At 71.1% G+C, this 22,248-nt stretch carries 20 protein-coding genes; 16 read left to right on the top strand and 4 right to left on the bottom strand.

The genetic code is table 11. The features are described 5' to 3' along the window. Window positions 1–80 precede the first annotated feature (80 nt). Window positions 81–1,079 (top strand): ATP-binding cassette domain-containing protein, encoded by a 999-nt coding sequence (locus GWK25_RS02580; protein ID WP_251828678.1) that lies wholly within the window; start codon window positions 81–83, stop codon window positions 1,077–1,079. Beyond that, window positions 1,076–1,891 (top strand): ABC transporter permease, encoded by an 816-nt coding sequence (locus GWK25_RS02585; RefSeq protein WP_374200588.1) that lies wholly within the window; start codon window positions 1,076–1,078, stop codon window positions 1,889–1,891. Before GWK25_RS02580 ends, GWK25_RS02585 begins: the two co-directional genes overlap by 4 nt. Before the next feature lie 31 nt (window positions 1,892–1,922). Here the strand turns inward: GWK25_RS02585 and GWK25_RS02590 are convergent, their stop codons facing one another. Further along, on the bottom strand, window positions 1,923–3,362 hold the full coding sequence (locus tag GWK25_RS02590; protein ID WP_215448301.1) for a glutamate decarboxylase: 1,440 nt from the start codon (window positions 3,360–3,362) through the stop codon (window positions 1,923–1,925). Window positions 3,363–3,578: 216 nt separating this feature from the next. Between GWK25_RS02590 and GWK25_RS02595 the strand changes: the two genes are divergently transcribed. Then, complete coding sequence (locus GWK25_RS02595) at window positions 3,579–5,549, top strand: helix-turn-helix domain-containing protein (RefSeq protein WP_215448302.1); 1,971 nt, start codon at window positions 3,579–3,581, stop codon at window positions 5,547–5,549. Between the two features lie 82 nt (window positions 5,550–5,631). On the opposite strand, the gene GWK25_RS02600 is transcribed toward GWK25_RS02595, so the two are convergent. Beyond that, entirely contained in the window at window positions 5,632–5,973 is a 342-nt protein-coding gene (locus GWK25_RS02600; RefSeq protein WP_215448303.1) for a hypothetical protein, read from the bottom strand. 445 nt (window positions 5,974–6,418) lie between these two features. Here GWK25_RS02600 and GWK25_RS02605 point away from each other — a divergent pair, with 445 nt between their 5' ends. Continuing rightward, window positions 6,419–7,180 (top strand): MerR family transcriptional regulator, encoded by a 762-nt coding sequence (locus GWK25_RS02605; RefSeq protein ID WP_215448304.1) that lies wholly within the window; start codon window positions 6,419–6,421, stop codon window positions 7,178–7,180. Between the two features lie 205 nt (window positions 7,181–7,385). Next, the gene (locus GWK25_RS02610; RefSeq protein ID WP_215448305.1) at window positions 7,386–8,366 is read left to right on the top strand and encodes a DedA family protein; all 981 of its coding nucleotides are present in this window, start codon (window positions 7,386–7,388) and stop codon (window positions 8,364–8,366) included. 136 nt (window positions 8,367–8,502) lie between these two features. Here GWK25_RS02610 and GWK25_RS02615 read toward each other — a convergent pair whose 3' ends face one another. Both GWK25_RS02615 and GWK25_RS02620 read right to left on the bottom strand, forming a co-directional pair. Continuing rightward, window positions 8,503–10,218, bottom strand: coding sequence for a threonine/serine exporter family protein (locus GWK25_RS02615; protein WP_308010767.1), 1,716 nt, complete (start codon window positions 10,216–10,218; stop codon window positions 8,503–8,505). 155 nt (window positions 10,219–10,373) lie between these two features. Beyond that, complete coding sequence (locus tag GWK25_RS02620) at window positions 10,374–10,865, bottom strand: inorganic diphosphatase (protein WP_048819635.1); 492 nt, start codon at window positions 10,863–10,865, stop codon at window positions 10,374–10,376. A 79-nt stretch (window positions 10,866–10,944) separates the two neighbouring features. On the opposite strand from GWK25_RS02620, the gene dacB reads away from it, so the two are divergent. The 11 genes from dacB to GWK25_RS02675 all read left to right on the top strand — a co-directional run bounded on the left by dacB (window position 10,945) and on the right by GWK25_RS02675 (window position 22,189). Further along, window positions 10,945–12,585 (top strand): D-alanyl-D-alanine carboxypeptidase/D-alanyl-D-alanine-endopeptidase, encoded by a 1,641-nt coding sequence (gene dacB, locus GWK25_RS02625; protein ID WP_215448306.1) that lies wholly within the window; start codon window positions 10,945–10,947, stop codon window positions 12,583–12,585. A 161-nt stretch (window positions 12,586–12,746) separates the two neighbouring features. After that, the gene (locus GWK25_RS02630; RefSeq protein ID WP_215448307.1) at window positions 12,747–13,868 is read left to right on the top strand and encodes a zinc-dependent metalloprotease; all 1,122 of its coding nucleotides are present in this window, start codon (window positions 12,747–12,749) and stop codon (window positions 13,866–13,868) included. 191 nt (window positions 13,869–14,059) lie between these two features. Beyond that, window positions 14,060–15,226, top strand: coding sequence for a tRNA lysidine(34) synthetase TilS (tilS, locus tag GWK25_RS02635; RefSeq protein ID WP_215448308.1), 1,167 nt, complete (start codon window positions 14,060–14,062; stop codon window positions 15,224–15,226). 90 nt (window positions 15,227–15,316) lie between these two features. Next, entirely contained in the window at window positions 15,317–15,877 is a 561-nt protein-coding gene (gene hpt / locus GWK25_RS02640; RefSeq protein WP_215448309.1) for a hypoxanthine phosphoribosyltransferase, read from the top strand. Between the two features lie 179 nt (window positions 15,878–16,056). Beyond that, window positions 16,057–18,072: an ATP-dependent zinc metalloprotease FtsH gene (gene ftsH / locus GWK25_RS02645; protein WP_215457158.1), complete on the top strand. Its 2,016-nt coding sequence runs from the start codon at window positions 16,057–16,059 to the stop codon at window positions 18,070–18,072. A gap of 200 nt (window positions 18,073–18,272) precedes the next feature. Further along, window positions 18,273–18,878 (top strand): GTP cyclohydrolase I FolE, encoded by a 606-nt coding sequence (gene folE / locus GWK25_RS02650; protein WP_045562619.1) that lies wholly within the window; start codon window positions 18,273–18,275, stop codon window positions 18,876–18,878. A gap of 95 nt (window positions 18,879–18,973) precedes the next feature. After that, window positions 18,974–19,840 carry a dihydropteroate synthase gene (gene folP, locus GWK25_RS02655; RefSeq protein WP_215448310.1) on the top strand — a complete coding sequence of 289 codons (867 nt, stop codon included), beginning with the start codon at window positions 18,974–18,976 and terminating at the stop codon, window positions 19,838–19,840. After that, a complete protein-coding gene (locus GWK25_RS02660) occupies window positions 19,837–20,340 on the top strand; it encodes a nuclear transport factor 2 family protein (protein WP_215448311.1) in 504 nt (167 codons plus the stop codon). Before folP ends, GWK25_RS02660 begins: the two co-directional genes overlap by 4 nt. Window positions 20,341–20,616: 276 nt before the next feature. Then, entirely contained in the window at window positions 20,617–20,976 is a 360-nt protein-coding gene (gene folB, locus GWK25_RS02665) for a dihydroneopterin aldolase (protein WP_215448312.1), read from the top strand. Next, complete coding sequence (gene folK / locus GWK25_RS02670) at window positions 20,973–21,584, top strand: 2-amino-4-hydroxy-6-hydroxymethyldihydropteridine diphosphokinase (protein WP_215448313.1); 612 nt, start codon at window positions 20,973–20,975, stop codon at window positions 21,582–21,584. Before folB ends, folK begins: the two co-directional genes overlap by 4 nt. A 119-nt stretch (window positions 21,585–21,703) precedes the next feature. Then, window positions 21,704–22,189 carry a DUF3180 domain-containing protein gene (locus tag GWK25_RS02675; RefSeq protein ID WP_215448314.1) on the top strand — a complete coding sequence of 162 codons (486 nt, stop codon included), beginning with the start codon at window positions 21,704–21,706 and terminating at the stop codon, window positions 22,187–22,189. Window positions 22,190–22,248: the final 59 nt, after the last annotated feature.

A 22,248-nucleotide genomic window follows, 5' to 3' on the forward strand; every position in this document is an offset into this window, starting at 1 on the left:
TACCGTCATGCTTGTAGTCAACTTTGACTACCGAGGGGGCGTGAACGGTGAGGCGAACATCGACCGATGGGGAGGTTCCGATGGCGGCGGACACGGCGATCACTGTCGAAGGAGTGCGCAAGAGGTACGCCGGCAGAAGCGGCAAGAGCGAGAGGAGGGACCAGGGCGGCAAGGTGGCCCTCGACGGGCTCGACCTCCACGTGGCGCGCGGGACCGTGCACGGAGTGCTCGGGCCCAACGGCGCGGGCAAGACGACCCTGGTCAGGATCCTGGCGACCCTGCTGCGGCCCGACGCGGGCCGGGTCGAGGTCGCGGGGCACGACGTGGTCGCGCACGCGCGGGAGGTGCGCTTCCGCATCGGCCTGCTCGGCCAGCACGCCGCGCTCGACGAGGAACTCGGTGGTCGGCAGAACCTGGAGATGTTCGGCCGCCTCTACCACCTGGGCGCCCGCCACGCGCGGGTACGGGCCGACGAACTCCTGGAGCGGTTCGGGCTCGGCGACACCGGGCGCAAGGCCGTCAAGCAGTACAGCGGCGGCATGCGCCGCCGCCTGGACCTCGCCGCTTCCTTGATCACCGAACCGGAGGTGCTCTTCCTGGACGAGCCGACGACCGGCCTCGACCCCCGTGGCCGCACCGAGGTCTGGGACTCCGTCCGCTCCCTGGTCGGCGGCGGTACGACGGTCCTGCTCACCACCCAGTACCTGGAGGAGGCCGACCAGCTCGCCGACCGGATCTCCGTGGTCGACGGCGGCCGGGTCGTCGCCGACGGCACGGCGGACGAGCTGAAGCGCCTGACCGGCGGCGACCGCATCGACATCGTCCTGCGCGACGCCGATCAACTGGACGTCGTGGCGGCCCTGTTGCCGGTCCCTGAGGCCGACGTCTCGGTCGACGCCGACCGCCGCCGGATCAGCGCCCCGGTCACCGACCGCATGACGGCCCTCACCGCGGTCGTACGCGCCCTCGCGGACGCGGGCATCGAGGCCGAGGACATCGCCCTGCGCCGCCCGACCCTGGACGAGGCGTTCCTGCACCTCACCGGGGACGACCGTACGAAGGAGGCCGTACGCGCATGACCACGACGACACGGACGACACCGACGACAGCGACGACCGCGCACACGGGTGCGGGCGTGCACGCCCTGACCGACTCCTGGACCATGACCCGCCGCGAACTCGCCCACTGGGCACGGCAACCGGTGCAGTTGCTGGTCGGGCTGGTCTTCCCCGTGATGCTGCTGCTGATGTTCGGCTATCTGATCGGCGGCGGCCGCGGGGTGACCGGTGACTACCTCGACTACCTGGTCCCCGGCATGCTCGCGCTCACCATGGCCTTCGGCCTGGAGGGCACGATGCTCGCGGTCACCCAGGACCTCAACAAAGGAGTGATCGACCGCTTCCGCTCGATGCCGATGACCAACGGAGCGGTCCTGGTGGGCCGTTCGGTCGCGGACATGCTCCAGTCGGCGGTGGGCCTGGCTGTCCTCATGGCCGTCGCCCTCGCCCTCGGATGGCGCGCGCACGGCGGCCCCGCGGCCTTCCTCGGGGCGGTCGGCCTCCTGCTGCTCTTCCGCTTCGCGATGCTGTGGATCGGCATCCACCTGGCGATGCTGGCAGGCCGGCCCGAACTCCTCACCGCCGTGCAGATCCTCGTCTGGCCCGTCGGCTTTCTCTCCAACGCCCTCGCCACGCCCGCCTCCATGCCCGACTGGCTCGGCACGGTCGTCGACTGGAACCCGATGTCCCACACGGCGACGGCCGTACGCCACCTCTTCGGCACCCCGGGTGCCGAAGCTTCCCACCTCTGGACGGCGATCGCCTGGCCCTTGGCCCTGCTGGCGGTCTTCTTCCCCTTGGCGGTCCGCAGATTCGCCCGCCTGAGCAAGTGAGGCCGGCCCCGCAAGGGGCGCGGGCGCCGCCCTAGTGGTGAAACCCCGTCGCCGCCCCCTTGTCCCGCACCGCCGGCCCCGACTGCCGTCGAAGCTCGGGCAGCAGCCGCCCCAGATCCTCCAGGAACAGCCCCGCGAGATCGGTCGTGAACCCGTTCCGGCACACCACCCGCAGCACGGACAGATCCTGCCGGTTCTCCGGGAACGTGTACGCGGGCACCAGCCACCCCCGCTCCCGCATCCGCCGCGCCACGTCGAAGACGTCGAACGCGGTGACCCCCTCCTGCGTCGTGAAGGCGAACACCGGCAACTCGTCACCCCGGGTCAGCAACCGGAAGTCCCCGAACTTCGCCACCTCCTCCGCGAGCCCGGTCGCCACGTCCCGCGTCGACCGCTGCACGGCCCGGTACCCCTCCCGCCCGAGCCGCAGGAACGTGTAGTACTGCGCCACGACCTGCGCGCCCGGGCGGGAGAAGTTCAGCGCGAAGGTGGGCATGTCCCCGCCCAGGTAGTTCACCCGGAACACCAGCTCCTCCGGCAGCTCGGCGGCGGAGCGCCAGAGCGCCCAGCCCACCCCCGGATACACCAGCCCGTACTTGTGCCCGGAGGTGTTGATCGACGCCACCCGCGGCAGCCGGAAGTCCCAGACCAGGTCCTCGTCGAGGAAGGGCGCGACCATCGCCCCGGACGCCCCGTCGACATGCACGGGCACATCCAGCCCCGTCCGCTCCTGGAGGTCGTCGAGGGCCGCGCAGAGCTCGGCGATCGGCTCGTACGACCCGTCGAAGGTGGAGCCGAGGACGCCCACCACCCCGATCGTGTTCTCGTCGCACAGCGCCGCGGCCGCCGCCGGATCGAGATGGAACCGGTCGCCCTCCATGGGCACCTGCCGGGCCTCCACCTCCCAGAAGTTGCAGAACTTGTCCCAGCAGACCTGGACGTTGACCCCCATGACCAGATTGGGCCGGGCCCCCGCCGACGGGTAGCGGTCCGTGTTCCGTTTCGCCCACCGCCGCTTGAGGGCCATCCCGGCGAGCATGCAGGCCTCGCTGGACCCGGTGGTCGAGCAGCCGACGGCGGCGGCCGGATCCGGCGCGTTCCACAGGTCGGCGAGCATCGACACGCACCGCCGCTCCAGCTCGGCGGTGCGCGGGTACTCGTCCTTGTCGATCATGTTCTTGTCCCGGCACTCGCCCATCAGCACCCCCGCCTCGGGCTCCATCCAGGTGGTGACGAAGGTGGCGAGGTTCAGCCGTGAGTTCCCGTCCAGCATGAGTTCGTCGTGGACGAGCTGGTACGCGGTGGAGGGGGCCAGCGGCGCCTCGGGCAGCCGGTGCTTGGGCGGGGCCTCGGTCATGCCGCCCACCGGATTGGCCTGGCCGTAGAAGGGGTTCACGGCGAGCCGGTGCCCGTCGTGCCGGTCGCGCCCGGCGTCCTGCGGGGCGTCGCTGTCCCATCGGTGCAGTGGCATGCCTTCGACGGTAGGTCCGCCGCCGGGGACGCGCACCTCACACATGTGCGGAAGGGGTGCGGGTGGCCCGTGAGGATGATGTGCCGGTCGTATCGTCCGTCCATTACGCTGCCGAATGCACACCACGTATGACAAGACGTATGACAAGAGCGAACACAGCAGGTGGAGTTGAGCGTCCCGCGCACCCACGTGCGTGACCGGGGAGGGACGGCGCAGTTGCCCACCCTTGACTATTTGATCAACGAGCAGCAGCTGCGGCTGAGGTTCCTCCAGCCGGGCCACGCCTCCCGACACGGCGCGACCCGGGTCACCGAGGTCGTCGCCAGGCCACTGACCGAGGCCCCGCACACGCTCGGCGACCTCGCGGCCGACCCCCCGTTCGAGGACGGGACACTCTTCCTGGTCACCCTGGACACGCCGCGGCCGACCCCGGCCCAGCTGCGCGCGCTCGACCACCTGATCCGGCTTCTGGACCGGCGCAAGGCGGCCGGCCTGGTGATCGGCACCCCCGGGCACGACCTGCGCGCCCTTCCCGACGCCACCCTCACCGCCGCGAACCGCGCGGAACTGCCCCTGCTGGCGACCTCCGCCGAGACCACCGCCTGGGACCACGTCAACGAGGACCTACGGCTGCGGCGCGTCCAGTTCGCGGAGCGCCAGGTCCAGCACCTCGACGGCCTCCTCAACCGGCTCCCGGCCCGCCTCGCCGACCCCACGGCCGCGCGGCGCATCGCCGACTGGCTCTCGGTGGCCCTGGACGCCGAGGTCCTCGTCAGCTCGGCCCGGCGCGGCGTCCTCGCGGCGGCGCCCGACAGCGCGCCCGCCGGCCTGGCCCACGCCGTCATCACCAGCGCGCACGGCGCACCCGAGGCGCACGGCGGCGCCATGCACACCCGGATCGTGTCGATCTCCCCGGGCTCCCCGGGCGGCGAGGACGAGGCCCGGCTGGCCATCGCCTCCCACGAACCCTTCGACAGCGCGGCCACGGCCCTGATCCAGCACGCGGCGAAGCTCCTCGGACTGTGCGACCAGGCCCGCCGCGAGCACCAGGCCAGGACCCGGACCCCGCGGGCGGTGCGGCACGCCGCGTTCCAGCTGCTCATGCGCGGAGAAACGGTTCTGGCGCAGGTGGTCTACACGGGCGCCGCACAGGCCCTGCTGGACACCGACTCCGCCCGTGTCTTCGTCGTCGACACCGGACCGCAGGAGCGCGAGGCAACCCTCAGCTGGTGCGAGCGGGCCCTGGCCGAGGAGGCCATCGTGGCCCCGTGCCCGGGCAAGCCGAAGCACATCCTCATCCTCGACCCCGCCCGGGAGGGCGACCGGGTCGAGACGGTGCTCAAGGAGATGATCGCCGCCCGCGAGGGTCATCTGATGGGCCAGAGCCGACCGCACGCGCTCGCCGAGACCGCGGTCGGCTATCTGGAGGCCCTGACGGCGGTCGGCGACGCGGCGGGCACCCCGCACCGGGTCCGGCTGGGCGGCTCCAAGGCCAAGTTCGCCCCCCTCCTGCCCAGGCGGGCGGCGAAGGCCTGGGCGGCGGCCCTGATGTCCCCGCTCCTGGACCACTTCCCCGGCCGCGGCGACGAGCGGAAGCTGCTGCTGGAGACCCTCCCGACCGCCCTCAGCTTCAAGCACACGGAGGCCGCCGGGGGCCTCGGCGTCCACCGCAACACGGTCACGCAGCGCCTCAACCGGGCCGGGAAGATCCTCTCCCTGGACCTCCGGGGCTCCGCCAACGACCGCGTCCTGACGCTGCTCGCCCTCGACATCCTCGCCCTGCCGGACCCGGACCCGGACCCGGACCCGGACCCGGGGACCGACACGCCCGCCACGCCACCCGACTTCGCGGCGCTGATGGCGGCCGCGGCCGAGGACGGCGGCCCCACCGCCTGGGCGGAGGAGCGCCTGCGCCCCGTACGGGCGGATCAGCGCGACCTCGTCGAGACCCTCTGCGTCTGGCTGGAGAGCAACCTCAGCACCAGGGAGACCGCCCGCGCCCTCGGTCTCTCCGAGGCCACCGTCCGCAACCACACCCGGGACGCGGCGGGCCTGCTGGGCATGGACTTCTCCACGAAGATGGTCGGCATCACCGACACCGACGTGGTGACCGTGGCCGACATCGCCCTCGCCCTGCACGTGCTCCTGGGCCGCCCGGCCCTGACCCAGCCGCCCCGCGGCTCCTGAGTCGCCGGCCCCGCAGGACCTGTGCCGAGTACCGAAACCCGCGCACGTGCCCCAACACGTGCGCGGGTTGTCCAGGGGGTCCTCACGCGGGTACGGGCGCCCGCCACAGGACGAGTTGGGCGCCCTCGGTGCCGGCGCGCGGGTGGTGCACATGGTGCGCCGGGCGCATCCACAGGCTGCCCGCCCCGTGTTCCGTCCCGTCCTCGTCGATGATGCTGCCCGCGACGATGTGGGCGGCCTCGGCGAAGTCCTCGTGCACACAGGCCTGGCTCGGCGCGTTCGGCGGCCACACCACGAGATGGGCGGTGAGCCCGGCGTCGTCGCCGGCGAAGAGGGGCACGATCGTCAGCCGGTCGCGGTCCACACCCTCCAACGCCGTGCCGAGGTCGGCGAACGAGGTGTCCCTCTTGTCGGTCTGGTTCAAGACAGTCCCTCCGCTGGGAGCTACGAGGTCGGAAGAGGCGACGGTGGCCGTCGACGGAACGCCTGGCCCGCACCCCCGTGACGGGCCGGGCGTTCTCGTCCGCGGACACCGCGCGGGCGGTGGCCAGCGTCGTCCGGTACCACCTGGGGAGGAAGGCCCCGGACGACGTGCGCTCAGCGTAGGAAGTGCGCCGGGCCGCGGGCCATTGCACAAGTGCACGGTCCACGCGCCCCGGCTTCGCGTTGTGCACAGTGAGACGGGTGTGACGTGTCGCCAGTGCGTTTCGCCAGCCCCGAGCCTTGCGGAAGTGCACAGTCCGCTACAGCCCGGCGCTGACCGCCGGAGGGCCACTGCCCGGCCCCGGCGGTCGGTGGGCACGAAGGACTTGCACCTCACGCCACGTGAGGACCCAGCGTGGAACACGACCGACAAAGGAGCGGAAGCCATGAGCCACACTGTGGGACAGGTCGCGGGCTACGCCGGGATCACGGTGCGCACGCTGCACCACTACGACGAGATCGGCCTCCTCGTACCGAGCGAGCGCACCCACGCGGGTCACCGCCGCTACGGCGACGACGACCTCGACCGGCTCCAGCAGATCCTGTTCTACCGGGAGCTCGGCTTCTCCCTCGACGAGGTCGCGACCCTGCTCGACGACCCGGATGCGGACCCGCGGGCGCACCTGCGCCGCCAGCACGAAGTGCTGACCGCCCGGATCGAGAGACTCCAGAAGATGGCCGCGGCCGTGGAACACGCCATGGAGGCACGCAGGATGGGCATAAACCTCACCCCCGAGGAACGGTTCGAGGTCTTCGGCGACAAGGATCCCGAGCAGTACGCGGAGGAGGCGGAACAGCGCTGGGGCGGCACGGAGGCGTACGCCGAGTCGCAGCGCCGCACCGCCGGCTACACCAAGGAGGACTGGAAGCGCATGCAGGACGAGGTGGCCGACTGGGGCGCGCGCTACGACGCCCTGATGGCCGCCGGCGAGGAGCCGACCGGCGAGGCGGCCATGAACATGGCCGAGGAGCACCGGCGGCACATCGTCACCTGGTTCTACGACTGCCCCTACGAGATGCACCAGGGCCTCGGTGAGATGTACGTCTCCGACGAGCGCTTCAAGGGCTTCTACGACGCGATGCGCCCCGGCCTCGCCGAACACCTCCGGGACGCGATCAACGCGAACGCGGCCCGGAAGCGCCCCTGATCGCGCCTCCGCCCACCGCGCCGACCACGCAGCTTGGTCTCAGTGCGGCCACAGGGCACTCTGGAGGAACCCGTGGAACCTAGTGGGGTGACCGTGCGTTGATAGCTTTGGTCACCCCTATGGGTCCCACCGCCTGTGCGACCCGCCGTCGTGGGTCCCCGCCCACAGGCGTTCCCTCTTCCTCACCCCCCAGGAGCCCGGAACCGTGCAGACGATCGCCCTCGGACCGAGCTGGCTGGATCCGGACTATCTGCTCAATTCGTTCGGCATCTGGGGCCTGCTCCTGATCGTGTTCGCCGAGTCCGGCCTGTTCTTCGGGTTCTTCCTGCCCGGTGACTCGCTGCTGTTCACGGCCGGCCTGCTGATCACCACCGATCAGCTGGACTTCCCGCTGTGGCTGGCGATCGTGCTGATCTGCGTCGCGGCGATCCTGGGCGACCAGGTGGGGTACATGTTCGGCAAGAAGGTCGGCCCCGCCCTCTTCAACCGCCCCGACTCCCGCTTCTTCAAGCAGGAGAACGTCACCAAGGCCCACGAGTTCTTCGAGAAGCACGGCCCGAAGTCACTGATCCTGGCCCGCTTCGTCCCCATCGTGCGGACGTTCACGCCGATCATCGCGGGCGTCAGCGGCATGCGGTACCGCACGTTCCTCGTCTTCAACATCGTCGGCGCCATCCTCTGGGGCGCGGGCGTCACGCTCCTCGGCTCCTGGCTCGGCCAGATCGAGTTCGTGCACAAGAACATCGAGGCGATGCTCATCCTCATCGTCCTCATCTCGGTGCTCCCGATCATCTTCGAGGTCCTCAAGGCGAGGAAGGCGAAGAAGAACCAGCCCCAGCAGGACCCGCAGCAGCACTCCGCCGCCCCGGTCATGGACGACGCGACGACCCAGCTCCGCCGCGTCCCGCCGACCGACCGGCCCCAGCAGCCGTCGTACGACCAGAACCAGGGCTACGGCAACCAGGGTTACGGCAACCAGGCTCACGACAACCAGGGCTACGGCAACCAGGGCTACGGCAACCAGGGTTATGGCAACCAGGGCCACCAGCAGCAGGGCCACCAGGAGAACTACGGCTACCAGCAGCCCCCGCAGCAGCCCTACGCCCAGCAGTACCCGCAGGGCGGCCAGTACCCCCAGAACCAGAACCAGCAGGGCTACCAGGGCCAGGACCACCCCCGGTACTGACGACCACGGTCCCGCGCCCCGCTTTCCAGGGGCGCGGGACCGTGTCCATGTGCGGCTCCGCCGCGTGGGCGCGATCAGCCACAACCGACCCGCAGCCGCCAACACCCAGCAGCACCCGAGCTATTAGGCAACGGCGCTAGAACCCCCGCGTCCGCTTCGCCGCCTTCCGGCCGGCCCGCGCGGCCCCCGGCAGGAACAACCGGAACAGCTCGGACCCCAGGTTCACCCCGATCGCGATGGCCATGGCCAACGCCGCGGCCTTGGTGAGCGACACCAACCCCGCGTCCACATCGTTCTGCGCGAAGGCCAACAACCCGAAATACGTGGCCGACCCCGGCAACAGGGGCCCGATCGCCGCGGTCGTGTAGGGCAGCGCGGAAGCGAACCGGTACCGCGACAGCAACTGTCCGAACAGCCCCACCAGCCCCGCCGCCACGGCGGTGGAGGCCACCGGCGAGATCCCGCCCGCCTCGTGCATGGCCCCGTACACGGCCCAGGCCACACCGCCGTTGAGGGTCACCGCCAGCACGGTGGATCGTTCCTGCTGAAGCAGCAGAGCGAACGTCAACGACAGCAGCATCGACGCCCCGAGCTGCAACAGCGGCCGGTCCGCGCTGCCGAGCGCCGCGTCCGGGTTCAGCTCGGCGCCCAGCTTCACACCGAAGTACAGGACGAGCAGCACCCCCACCACGATGCCCACGAAGAGGTACATGACCTCCAGCAGCCGCGCGGAGGCGGTGATGTAGAAGCCGGTCAGCCCGTCCTGCACACCCGCCACCAGCGCCCGCCCGGGCAGCAGCGCGAACAGCCCACCGGTGATGACGGCGGACGCCTCCACGTCCACGTGCGCCGCGGTCAGCGCCACCCCGATCGCCGCCGGGGGCATCGCGGCCACCAGGAACTGGTAGAACTCCGGCAGCCCGCGCCCCGAGCACAGCCACGCCAGCCGGTCGCCGAGCATCGCGCCGAGCGCCGCCGCCACGAACACGACCACGCCACCGCCGACCAGGACGGACGCGGCCCCCGCCAGCAGCCCGCTCGCCAGGGTCAGCGTCCAGCCGGGATACGGGTGCCGGTTGCGCCGTATCTCCGCGAGCCGCCGGTACGCCTCCTCCAGCGAGATGGCGGTCTCCGGGTCGCTGAGGTCGTCCACCAGCCGGAAGACGGCCGCGAGCCGGTTGTAGTCGGTGGCCCGGCGCCGGACGATCCTCGACGCCGTGACCGGGTCGTCCACCAGCGACGGCTGGTAGGTGACCGACAACTGGGTGAAGGTCACCGTCGGCTCGCAGCGGTCGAGGCCGTAGGACCGGCACACGGCGAACATCGCCGCCTCCACGTCCTCCGCGCCCTCGCCGCCCGCCAGCAGCAGCTCGCCGATCCTCAGGGTGAGGTCGAGCACACGCGGCACGGCGGGCCCCGAGTCGCCCTCCGCGCGCGCCGGCGGCTCCGGCGCGGGCCGCTCCGCCACCGGCATCCGCAGCATCGTGCGCATCCGGTCCTGCCAGGGCGCGTCCTTGGTCAGACTGACGGCCGGGATCCCGCCGGCCGGTGTGAACGCGACCGGCGCGTGCCGCGCGCTGTAGGTCCGGGGCACGCTGAACGCGGACCCCTCGTGCTCGTCCGGGACCCCCTCGGGCGGCGCCAGCCCCTCCGGCAACGCGAACTCGGAGGTCGTCTGCGCCTCGGCCTCCGGGGTCGGCACGTCCAGTCCGGCCGGGATCGCGAACTCCGAGGTCACCGACGCGTCACCGTCGATCCCCAGCGTGAATCCCACCGGCGCGAAGGCACTGCCCGCCTCGTCCGACACCGGCTTGCGGTCCTCCACCGGCCCGTCGCCCCCGGGCTCCGTCACTGCCACTCCGCCGCGCTCCCTGTACGACACCTCAGGTACGCCTCAGTATGCGCACCGACACTCACGGATACGCGAACGGGCCACGCGCCCCTCCTGGGGACACGCGGCCCGTTCGCGGAATCGATCGGCAAGACGGCCGACAAGCTCAGGCGGGGTCAGTGACCGCCCTGCTCCTTGAAGCGCTTGTACGACTTCTCGACCTCGGCCTCGGCCTCGGCGCGGCCGACCCAGTCGGCGCCCTCGACGGACTTGCCGGGCTCCAGGTCCTTGTAGACCTCGAAGAAGTGCTGGATCTCCAGGCGGTCGAACTCCGAGACGTGGTGGATGTCACGCAGGTGCTCCACACGCGGGTCCGTCGCTGGGACGCACAGCAGCTTGTCGTCGCCGCCGGCCTCGTCCGTCATACGGAACATGCCGATCGCACGGCACTTGATGAGGCAGCCCGGGAAGGTCGGCTCGTCCAGGATGACCAGCGCGTCCAACGGGTCGCCGTCCTCGCCGAGGGTGTTCTCGACGAAGCCGTAGTCGGTCGGGTAGGCGGTCGAGGTGAAGAGTCGACGGTCCAGGCGGATCCGACCGGTCTCGTGGTCCACCTCGTACTTGTTCCGCGAACCCTTCGGAATCTCGATCGTGACGTCGAACTCCACCGGTGACTCCTCCATGATCAACACATAGTTCTGGTGGTTAAGTGTCCCTCACGCAGGTGTGTGATCGCGAAAGGGGCTGGTGGTCGTGCGGGAGCCGAAGGTCTGGCGGGCCGCGAGACCGCGTGTGGTGCGGGTGGTGCACGGCGTGAAACCGGGGATCGCGCGCGTCACACGCGCCGTGAAGCCCGGTGCCGCGCGCGTCGCACAGGCGGTGAAACCCGGCGTCGTACGCGTCACGAGCGCCGTCACGGCACGTTCTTCGCAGCTCACGGGGAGAGCGAAGAAGCTCACGACCCTCCAGTTCACCGCCGGCGCGGCCACCCTGGGACTGGTGTTCTCGGCCGGGGCGGTGGCCGCCGCCGGACCTTGGGACTCCTCCGGTCAGCGTACGGCCGAGCGCGACTGGGCGGCATCGCGCGAAGGTCAGGGTGGCGCAGATCACGGACGTGGTTCCGGTACGGCGGCGGGGGCGCCCAAGCCCGCGCCGAGCGCCCCCGCCGTCCTGGCCGGCCTCGGCGGCACCTCCGGCGCGGGCTCGGCGCCCGACTCCGCCGCCCTGGCGGCCCTCCTCGACCCGTTCCTGAAGTCCCCCGTCCTGGGCCCCCGCCGCGCGGCCTCCGTCGTCGACGTCGAGACCGGCGAGCAGCTGTACTCCCAGAACGCGGACGAGGCTCTGACACCGGCCTCCACCACCAAGATCGCCACGGCTGTCGCGGCGCTCTCGGCGGTGGGCCCCGACCACCGCATCGAGACCCGGACGGTCCTGGACCCCGACTCCGCCGAGGTCGTCCTCGTCGGCGGCGGCGACCCCACCCTCACCGCGCACAAGGACACCGGCGGCTACGCGAGCCTGCGCACGCTCGCCGACAGGACCGCCGACGCCCTCGACAGGCGTCACCTGAAGGAGATCACCCTCACCCACGACGTCTCCCTCTACGAGGGCCCCGAACAGCACACCATCGGCCCGAACGGAAACCTCGCCCTCGTCGTCCCGCTGATGGTCGACGAGGCCCGCCTCGACGACTCCTCCAGCGGCAGCGCGGACCGCGACCCCGACCCGGCGGGGGACGCCACCGCCGAGTTCGCGGGCCTCCTGGAGGACCGGGGCATCAAGGTGAGGACGGAGGGCGACGCGGGGGCCCCGAAGAACGCGAAGGAACTCGCGGCGGTCTCCTCCCCGCCCCTGGCCACCCTGGTCGAGCGCATGCTCACCAACAGCGACAACGACATCGCCGAGGCCCTCGCCCGCCACGTCGCGCTCGCGACGGGCGAACAGCCGAGCTTCGAGGGCGGCGCGGCGGCCATCAAGAAGGAACTGAAGAAGCTGGAAGTGCCCCTGGAGGGCGTCGAGTTCGCGGACGGCAGCGGCCTCAGCCGGGGCAACGCGCTGACCCCCGCCCTCCTCACCGCCCTCCTGGCCGAGTCGGCGGCCCCCGGCCACCCCGAACTCCGCCCCGTCCTCACCGGTCTCCCCGTCGCCGGTTTCACCGGCACCCTGCGCACCCGCTACACCAGCGATGCCACCGGCACCGGCATCGTCCGGGCCAAGACCGGCACCCTCAGCAACGTGAACACCCTCGCCGGCACCGTCGTCGACGCCGACGGCCGCCTCCTCGCCTTCGCCTTCCTCGCCACGGAAACCCCCCTGGAGAACACCGACCCGGCCAAGAAGGCCCTGACGGACGCCACCTCGACCCTGGCCACCTGCGGCTGCCGCTGAGGGGAAGGCCGGGGAGAAGCAAGGGGCGCAGCCCCTGCTTCTCAGGGGCGCGGGGAACTGCGCGAGAACCTCCACCCACCCGCACGCACACACCGCCCCCAAGGCACCCCCCACCCCCCACGGCCTGCCCCCAGCGGCAGCGCTCCCGTACGGTTGACAACATGACTCGTATCGGTGGTGCCGAGATGGTCGACTGGAATCTCGCGGTGGCGACCGCGACCCGGCTCGTGCGGCCGGGCCCCGAGGTGAGCCGCGACGAGGCCAGGGCCATCGTCGCCGAGCTCCGCCGACACGCGAAGGCCTCGGAGGAGCACGTCCGCGCCTTCACCCGGATGCTCCCCGACACGGCCGACGACACCCCTGTACTCGTCGTCGACCGGCCCGGCTGGGTCCGGGCCAACGTCGCCGGCTTCCGGGAACTGCTGAAGCCGCTGCTCGACAAGATGCAGGAACGTCGCAACACCCCCGGCGGGGCCGTCCTCGGCGCGGTCGGTGGCAAGGTCACCGGCGTGGAGCTGGGCATGCTCCTGTCCTTCCTGGCCTCCCGGGTCCTCGGCCAGTACGAGACCTTCGCCCCCGCCACCCGCGACCTGCCCGCGGGCGAGAACGGCGGCGGGCGACTCCTGCTCGTCGCCCCGAACATCGTGCACGTGGAGCGCGAACTCGACGTGCAGCCCCACGACTTCCGCCTCTGGGTCTGTCTGCATGAGGAGACGCACCGCACGCAGTTCACCGCCGTCCCCTGGCTGCGGGACCACCTGGAGGGTGAAATCCAGTCGTTCTTGGGGGAGACGGAGGTCGACCCCACGACCTTCCTGGAGCGCATCAGGGAGGCCGCCCAGTCACTCGCGGGTGGCCGGCCCGAGGGGGAGGTCGGCGACGACGGTCACTCGATCGTGGAGTTGGTGCAGACCCCCGCCCAGCGCGAGATCCTCGGCCGGCTCACCGCCGTCATGTCCCTTCTGGAGGGCCACGCCGACTTCGTGATGGACGGCGTCGGTCCGGCCGTCGTGCCCTCGGTCGCCGAGATCCGCGAGAAGTTCCAGCAGCGCCGCGCGAAGGGCGCCTCCCGACTGGACCAGGCGCTGCGCAAACTGCTGGGCCTGGACGCCAAGCTCAGGCAGTACAGGGACGGCGAGCGGTTCGTACGGGCGGTCGTCGAACAGGTCGGCATGGACGGCTTCAACCGGGTCTGGACCTCCCCGAACACCCTGCCGACCAAGGCGGAGATCGCCAAACCGGCGGACTGGGTCGCGCGGGTGCATCGCAAGGCGGATTCGTGAGCCGCGCGTGAGCGTGGTGCACGAATCCGGCCGACGGCAGGCGAACGCCCCTCCAATCACCCGTCCGAGGGACCGTGAGCGAGGGGTAGGCGTGCAATGCTCGGGGAACCGCCCGGTTCTGTCACCATCTACACACTCTGAGTGACCGAGCTCGGGCTCACCCCCCGACAATTTCATGAAGGGAACCGGACATGGGTCCCCACCCCGCGGTCGCGGCGATACGCCTGGCGGTCCGCCGCGTACTCCACGACCTCCTCACCGAACACCACACGAACACCACCCGGCACGCGCCCGCCCGCGCGCTCCCGGGCGCGCCCTCCGACCCGGGCGCACCACCGGTGCCCACGCCCCCCACGGCCGTACCCCCCGGGGCCGTGCCCGTCGAGGTGAGGCGCGGCAGTTCCGCGCGCCCGGGTGCCGGCCGGCCGGGACCCGCCGCACCCGAGAGCCCGCTCGTGCTCGTGGCGTGCTCCGGCGGCGCCGACTCCATGGCGCTCGCGTCCGCCCTCGCCTTCGAGGCACCCAAGCTCGGCGTCCGAGCCGGCGGCATCACCGTCGACCACGGTCTGCAGCCCGGCTCCGACCTGCGCGCCGAGGAAGTCGCCCTGCGCCTGCGGGAACTCGGCCTGGACCCGGTCGAGTCCGTCGCCGTCACCGTCGGCCGCGAGGGCGGCCCCGAAGCCGCCGCCCGGGACGCCCGCTACGCCGCCCTGGACGCCGCCCTCGAACGCCACGGGGCCACCGCCGTCCTCCTCGGCCACACCCGCGACGACCAGGCCGAGACCGTTCTCCTCGGGCTCGCCCGCGGCTCCGGCATCCGTTCCCTGTCCGGGATGGCCGCGGTCTCGGGGGCCGACGGCCGCTACCGCCGCCCCTTCCTCCAGCTCGACCGGCAGACCGCCCGCAAGGCCTGCATGGTCCAGTCGCTGCCCGTCTGGGACGACCCGCACAACGCCGATCCCGCCTACACCCGCTCCCGGCTCCGCCACGAGGGCCTGCCCGCCCTGGAGAAGGCGCTCGGCAAGGGCGTCGTCGAGGCCCTCGCCCGTACGGCCCAGCTCTCCCGGGACGACGCCGACGCCCTCGACACCTGGGCCCGCCAGGCAGAGGCCTCCGTCCGCGACGCGGCGGGCCGGCTGGAGTGCGCCAAGCTCTACGCCCTGCCGCCCGCCGTGCGCCGCCGGATCCTGCGCCGGGCCGCCATCGAGGCCGGAGCCCCGGCGGGTTCCCTCTTCGCCCGGCACATCGAGGAGATCGACCGTCTCATCACCGGCTGGCGCGGTCAGGGGGCCATCAATCTCCCCGGCCGGGTCGTCGCCCAGCGGCAGGGTGGCAGACTGGTGATTCGGCAAGGCTGAAACCGGACGCCGAGGGGGCCCGCGCGACGGGCCCCGAGCCCCCGCACGGGGAGCGGGCGTCCGGGAGCGGCCCTGGGACGACCGAAAGTGATGCGGGTGGACGCGAAAGACATGGGCACCGACCTCAAAGAGGTGCTCATCACCAAGGAAGAGATCGACGCGAAGCTGGCCGAGCTGGCCGCGAAGATCGACACGGAGTACGCGGGCAAGGACCTGCTGATCGTCGGTGTCCTCAAGGGCGCGGTGATGGTCATGGCGGACCTCGCCCGGGCGCTGTCCACCCCGGTCACCATGGACTGGATGGCCGTGTCCTCCTACGGCGCGGGCACCCAGTCCTCGGGTGTGGTGCGGATCCTCAAGGACCTCGACACCGACATCAAGGGCAGGCACGTCCTGATCGTCGAGGACATCATCGACTCGGGTCTGACCCTGTCCTGGCTGATCTCCAATCTCGGCTCCCGCGAGCCCGAGTCCCTGAAGATCTGCACCCTGCTGCGCAAGCCCGACGCCGCCAAGGTCGCCATCGACGTGGAATGGGTCGGCTTCGACATCCCCAACGAGTTCGTCGTGGGCTACGGCCTCGACTACGCCGAGAAGTACCGCAACCTCCCGTTCGTCGGTACGCTCGCGCCCCACGTCTACGGCGGTTGAGCCAACCCTCGTAAGACGCTCGGGAACCCCAGCGGGTTTCGCGCCGTTGAAGCATGCGAGGACGGGATTGCGAGCAGTCCCCTGCGGCTTCGGGTGACAATGCTGGGGTACCGTCCGAAGAACAGTCTTTTATCAAACTCACTATGGCAGGAGGGACGGGGCGGCACCGCTCCGTATGGATGGACGTGAAGCGATACTTCCGTGGGCCAGTCATGTGGATCGTGCTGGCCGTCCTTGCCGTGGTCGTGTTGATGCAGGTCGTCGGCTCGTCCGGCGGCTACAAGACGGTGGACACCGGCCAGGTGGTCCAGGCGATCAATGACAACAAGGTCAAAGAAGCCAAGCTGACCACCGGCGAAGAGTCGACCATCAAGGTTCAGCTCAAGGACGGCCAGAAGATCGAGGGCAGCTCGAAGATCCAGGCGAGCTACATCGGCGACCAGGGCGTCACCCTCGCCAACACCCTGCAGGACAAGTTCCAGAACAAGCAGATCCCCGACGGCTACACGGTCTCCCCGACCAAGCAGAACGCTTTCGTCGGCATCCTGCTGTCTCTGCTCCCCTTCGTCCTCATCGTGGTCGTCTTCCTGTTCCTGATGAACCAGATGCAGGGCGGCGGCTCCCGGGTGATGAACTTCGGGAAGTCCAAGGCCAAGCTCATCACCAAGGACACCCCGAAGACGACGTTCTCCGACGTCGCCGGCGCGGACGAGGCCGTCGAGGAACTCCACGAGATCAAGGAGTTCCTGCAGGAGCCGGCCAAGTTCCAGGCCGTCGGCGCCAAGATCCCCAAGGGTGTGCTGCTGTACGGCCCGCCCGGTACGGGCAAGACGCTCCTCGCGCGTGCCGTCGCCGGCGAGGCGGGCGTCCCCTTCTACTCGATCTCCGGTTCCGACTTCGTCGAGATGTTCGTCGGTGTCGGTGCCTCCCGGGTCCGTGACCTCTTCGAGCAGGCCAAGGCGAACGCCCCGGCGATCGTCTTCGTCGACGAGATCGACGCGGTCGGCCGCCACCGCGGCGCCGGCCTCGGCGGCGGTCACGACGAGCGCGAGCAGACGCTCAACCAGCTGCTCGTCGAGATGGACGGCTTCGACGTGAAGGGCGGCGTCATCCTGATCGCCGCCACGAACCGCCCGGACATCCTGGACCCGGCGCTCCTGCGCCCCGGCCGTTTCGACCGCCAGATCGCGGTCGACCGTCCGGACATGCAGGGCCGGCTGGAGATCCTCAAGGTCCACCAGAAGGGCAAGCCGGTCGCGCCCGACGTCGACCTCGGCGCCGTCGCCCGCCGTACCCCCGGTATGACGGGTGCCGATCTCTCCAACGTCCTGAACGAGGCCGCGCTCCTCACGGCCCGCAGCGACAAGAAGCTGATCGACAACCACATGCTGGACGAGGCGATCGACCGTGTGGTCGCGGGCCCGCAGAAGCGGACCCGGATCATGTCGGACAAGGAGAAGAAGATCACCGCGTACCACGAGGGCGGACACGCCCTGGTCGCGGCGGCCTCCCCCAACTCCGACCCGGTCCACAAGATCACGATCCTGTCGAGAGGCCGTGCCCTCGGCTACACGATGGTCCTGCCGGACGAGGACAAGTACTCGACCACCCGCAACGAGATGCTCGACCAGCTCGGGTACATGATGGGTGGCCGCGCCGCCGAGGAACTGGTCTTCCACGACCCGACCACCGGCGCCGCGAACGACATCGAGAAGGCCACCAACCTGGCCCGCGCGATGGTCACGCAGTACGGCATGACCGAGCGGCTCGGCGCCATCAAGTTCGGCGGCGACAACACGGAGCCGTTCCTCGGACGTGAGATGGCTCACCAGCGCGACTACTCGGAAGAGGTCGCCGCGCTCGTGGACGAGGAAGTCAAGAAGCTCATCGAGAACGCGCACAACGAGGCCTGGGAGATCCTGGTCGAGAACCGCGACGTCCTCGACAACCTCGTGCTCCAGCTGCTGGAGAAGGAGACGCTGGGCAAGGAGGAGATCGCCGAGATCTTCTCCGCCATCGTCAAGCGTCCGGCCCGGCCCGCCTGGACCGGCTCCTCCCGCCGCACCCCGTCGACCCGTCCGCCGGTGCTCTCCCCGAAGGAGCTCGCACTGACGAACGGCGCCAATGGCGCGGCACCGGCGATCACCACCAAGGCGCCCGCCGAGGCGACACCGGAGGAGAGCACGGAGAGCTGACGCTCCACCGATGAGCACCGGCCACCGGGAGCCTGCCGCTCCCGGCCCAGGCCGCCTCGTCAGGCCCGGAATGATTGCCGCGTCCCCCTGGTTCTAGCCTGGGGGGCGCGGCATTTTGTATGGCCGAAAGAAGGCTGCAAGAAGGCCGAGGACGAGACGCGTCATCCGTACGTGTCACAGGCTCAGGAGCGAGGCACGACATGACCGACCCCGTGACGCTGGACGGCGAGGGCACCATCGGTGAGTTCGACGAGAAGCGCGCAGAGAACGCCGTGAGGGAACTGCTGATCGCCGTCGGTGAGGACCCCGACCGGGAGGGCCTGAGGGAGACACCGGCGCGGGTGGCGCGGGCGTACAAGGAGATCTTCGCGGGGCTGTGGCAGCAGCCGGAGGATGTGCTGACCACCACGTTCGACCTCGGTCACGACGAGATGGTGCTGGTCAAGGACATCGAGGTGTACTCGACCTGTGAGCACCACCTCGTGCCGTTCCGGGGCGTGGCGCACGTCGGGTACATCCCGTCCACCAGCGGCAAGATCACCGGGCTGTCGAAGCTGGCGCGGCTGGTGGACGTCTACGCCCGGCGTCCGCAGGTGCAGGAGCGGATGACGACGCAGATCGCGGACTCGCTGATGGAGATCCTGGAGCCGCGCGGGGTGATCGTGGTCGTGGAGTGCGAGCACATGTGCATGTCGATGCGGGGCATCCGCAAGCCCGGCGCGAAGACCATAACGTCGGCGGTGCGCGGCCAGCTCAGGGACGCGGCGACCCGCAACGAGGCGATGAGCCTCATCATGGCCCACTGACCCCCGGTGGCCCACTGACTCCCCGGTGGCCCTCCCGGCCCTTCGGCGCCGGGAGGGCCGGACCGCGGCCGCGCGCGGGGGCCTAGGCTTGACGCATGAGCAAGCAGAACCGGCGCGGGTGGGTGGCCGGATTGCCCCGATGGGACCGTTGTGCGGTCATGGGTGTCGTCAATGTCACCCCGGACTCCTTCTCCGACGGAGGCCGCTTCTTCGACACCACGGCGGCGGTCAAGCACGGTCTGGACATGGTCGGCGAGGGCGCGGACCTGGTGGACGTCGGCGGGGAGTCGACCCGCCCCGGCGCGCCCCGGGTCGACGAGGCGGAGGAACTGCGCCGAGTCGTCCCGGTGGTGCGGGGACTGGCCTCCGAGGGCGTCACCGTCTCCGTGGACACCGTGCGCGCGTCCGTGGCGGAGCAGGCCCTGGCCGCCGGCGCGGCGCTCGTCAACGACGTCAGCGGCGGGCTGGCCGACCCCGCGATGATCCCGGTGGTCGCCGACGCGGGCGCCCCCTTCGTGGTGATGCACTGGCGCGGCTTCCTCCAGGGCGGCAACGTGAAGGGCGTCTACGAGGACGTCGTCGCCGAGGTGCTCCAGGAGCTGCACGCGCGCGTGGAGGCCGTCCTGGAGGGCGGAGTGGCGGCGGACCGTGTCGTCGTCGACCCCGGCCTGGGCTTCTCCAAGGACGCCGAGCACGACCTCGCCCTGCTCGCGCACCTCGACCGGCTGCACGGCCTCGGCCGGCCCCTGCTGGTCGCGGCCTCCCGCAAGCGGTTCCTCGGCCGGGTGCTGGCGGGCTCCGAGGGTGCACCGCCGCCCGCGCGGGAACGGGACGCCGCAACGGCCGCCGTGTCGGCCCTGGCCGCACAGCAGGGCGCCTGGGCGGTCCGGGTGCACGAGGTCCGCGCCACTGCCGACGCGGTCCGGGTGACCCGCGCCATCGAAGGGGCCCGTGAGCGGTGAGCGCTCCCCACCTCGACGTCGAACAGGTCGAACTCGCCAACCGGGCCTTCTACGAGGCCCTGGAACAGGGCGACTTCGAGACGCTCTCCGCGCTCTGGCTGACCCCGGCCGACGTGGGCGTGGACGAGGAGTACCACGACCCCGCCGAGGCCGGTGTGATCTCCTGCGTCCATCCCGGCTGGCCGGTGCTCACCGGGCGCGGCGAGGTGCTGCGGTCGTACGCGCTGATCATGGCGAACACGGAGTACATCCAGTTCTTCCTCACCGATGTGCACGTCTCGGTCACCGGGGACACCGCGCTCGTCACGTGCACCGAGAACATCCTCAGCGGGGGCCCGGCGCCGGACGGCGGTGACGAGCTGGGGCCGCTCGTGGGGCAGCTGGTGGTCGCCACGAATGTGTTCCGTCGCACACCCGACGGCTGGAAGCTCTGGTCGCACCATGGTTCCCCGGTCCTGACGGAGTCCGACGACGACGAGGGCGAGGAGTCGCCTTCCTGAGCGGAGTCACCCTCCTGAGGGGGCCGCTGGTCCGTCGGGCCCAAGGGGCGATTGGGAACCCGGGGGCGCGGGTAGGGGCGGCTTCCGACCCGTGAGCCGTCACGTTCCCCGGGAGAACGCTCGATGAACCCTGTCCGTACGGAAGTGGAATCGAGCCCTCCGGGGGGTGAGCGCTGTCAGTGCCCGCAGGTAGATTCGAAGGTGGCCGGTGTGCCGACCGTGTTCGCACGACACGGAGGACATCGGCCGTTCCCGACGACTGCAGGAGTGATTCGCGTGGATCGTGTCGCGCTGCGCGGCCTCAGGGCCCGTGGGTACCACGGGGTGTTCCCGGGTGAGCGCGAGGAGGGCCAGACCTTCGTCGTGGACCTCACGCTCGGGCTGGACACCCGGCCGGCCGCGGCCGACGACGACCTGGCGAAGACCGTCCACTACGGGATCGTGGCGGAGGAGGTCGTCGCCATCGTCGCGGGTGAGCCGGTGAACCTCATCGAGACGCTCGCCGAGCGCATCGCCCGGGCGTGTCTGCGGCATGAGGTGGTCCAGGAGGTCGAGGTCACCGTCCACAAGCCGAACGCGCCGATCACGGTCCCCTTCGACGACACGACCGTCACCATCACCCGGAGCCGAGTATGACCGCGTTCTTCACCGGGGGTCAGAGCGACCCGACCGTCCAGCCGGTGCCGGCCTCCGTCGTGCAGAAGGTGGACGAGGCCGACACGACCCTGCACAACCCCCGCCGGGCGGTGATCTCCATCGGCTCGAACCTGGGCAACCGGCTGGAGAATCTCCAGGGCGCCGTCGACGCCCTGGAGGACACCCCGGGCGTCCGCGTCAAGGCCGTGTCGCCGGTGTACGAGACCGAGCCGTGGGGTGTGGCGCCGGGCAGCCAGCCCTCGTACTTCAACGCGGTGGTGGTGCTGAAGACCACCCTGCCGCCCTCCTCGCTGCTGGAGCGGGCCCAGGCCGTGGAGGAGGCCTTCCACCGGGTGCGGGACGAGCGCTGGGGCCCGCGCACGCTGGACGTCGACATCGTGGCGTACGCGGACGTCGTCTCCGACGACCCGGCCCTGACTCTGCCGCACCCGCGGGCGCACGAGCGGGCCTTCGTCCTCGCGCCGTGGCACGACGTGGAGCCGGAGGCCCGGCTCGCCGGGCGGGGCCCGGTCGCCCAGCTCCTCGACGGCATCACCCGCGAGGGCGTGTCGCCCCGCGCCGACCTGGAACTCCAGCTGCCCGAGTAGTCGTTAAGGTCTACCGGGTCGGGATCATCCCCGACGCCGTCGGGACCACCGGCCGGGCCGACCACCCGGCGCCCGTGGACCCGGCGTCCGTGGACCATCGGGCTCGTCGAAGGGGCATCGTGAAAGAGCTGCGCATCAGGACGCTGGCCGCGGTGTTCGCGGTGGCGGGGGTGCTGTCCTGGGCCGGGGCCCGGCTGTGGAACTCGGTGGACACCCTGCCGAGCGTCCCGCTGGCCGCCCCCATCGTGCTCGCCCTGATCGCCGCCGTCCTGACGGCCACCGCGCTGTCCCTGCGCAGCCGGCTCAAGGCCCAGCGGGAGCGCAGGCCGGAGGCCAAGGGCGTCGATCCCCTGATGGCCGCCCGCGCGGTCGTGTTCGGACAGGCCAGCGCCCTCGTCGCCGCTCTCGTTGCCGGCATGTACGGCGGCGTCGGCGTCTTCCTCCTGGAGTACCTGGAGGTCCCGGCCCGCCGGGACCAGGCCATCTACGCCGGCTTCTCCGTCCTCGCGGGGATCGCCGTCATAGTGGCCGCCTTCTTCCTGGAGCGCGTCTGCAAGCTCCCGGAGGACGACGACACGGGCGGCGGGGCGGCGCGGGCGACGTAGCCCGGCAGGGCTCCGGCGGGGCTGCGGGAGCGGGCGGTCCGTCGCGCGCGGGCCGCACC

Source organism: Streptomyces sp. ATCC 21386 (genome assembly GCF_018728545.1).
Classification (GTDB): domain Bacteria; phylum Actinomycetota; class Actinomycetes; order Streptomycetales; family Streptomycetaceae; genus Streptomyces.

What these genes read in the sequence shown, in the direction of transcription:
- GWK25_RS02580 (WP_251828678.1), top strand. Translation starts at nt 81, where the DNA reads ATGGCGGCGGACACGGCGATCACTGTCGAAGGAGTGCGCAAGAGGTAC.
- GWK25_RS02630 (WP_215448307.1), top strand. Translation starts at nt 12,747, where the DNA reads ATGACTCGTATCGGTGGTGCCGAGATGGTCGACTGGAATCTCGCGGTG.
- folE (WP_045562619.1), top strand. Translation starts at nt 18,273, where the DNA reads ATGACCGACCCCGTGACGCTGGACGGCGAGGGCACCATCGGTGAGTTC.
- folP (WP_215448310.1), top strand. Translation starts at nt 18,974, where the DNA reads ATGAGCAAGCAGAACCGGCGCGGGTGGGTGGCCGGATTGCCCCGATGG.
- GWK25_RS02605 (WP_215448304.1), top strand. Translation starts at nt 6,419, where the DNA reads ATGAGCCACACTGTGGGACAGGTCGCGGGCTACGCCGGGATCACGGTG.
- ftsH (WP_215457158.1), top strand. Translation starts at nt 16,057, where the DNA reads ATGGACGTGAAGCGATACTTCCGTGGGCCAGTCATGTGGATCGTGCTG.
- GWK25_RS02590 (WP_215448301.1), bottom strand. Translation starts at nt 3,362, where the DNA reads ATGCCACTGCACCGATGGGACAGCGACGCCCCGCAGGACGCCGGGCGC.
- GWK25_RS02585 (WP_374200588.1), top strand. Translation starts at nt 1,076, where the DNA reads ATGACCACGACGACACGGACGACACCGACGACAGCGACGACCGCGCAC.
- tilS (WP_215448308.1), top strand. Translation starts at nt 14,060, where the DNA reads ATGGGTCCCCACCCCGCGGTCGCGGCGATACGCCTGGCGGTCCGCCGC.
- hpt (WP_215448309.1), top strand. Translation starts at nt 15,317, where the DNA reads ATGCGGGTGGACGCGAAAGACATGGGCACCGACCTCAAAGAGGTGCTC.
- folK (WP_215448313.1), top strand. Translation starts at nt 20,973, where the DNA reads ATGACCGCGTTCTTCACCGGGGGTCAGAGCGACCCGACCGTCCAGCCG.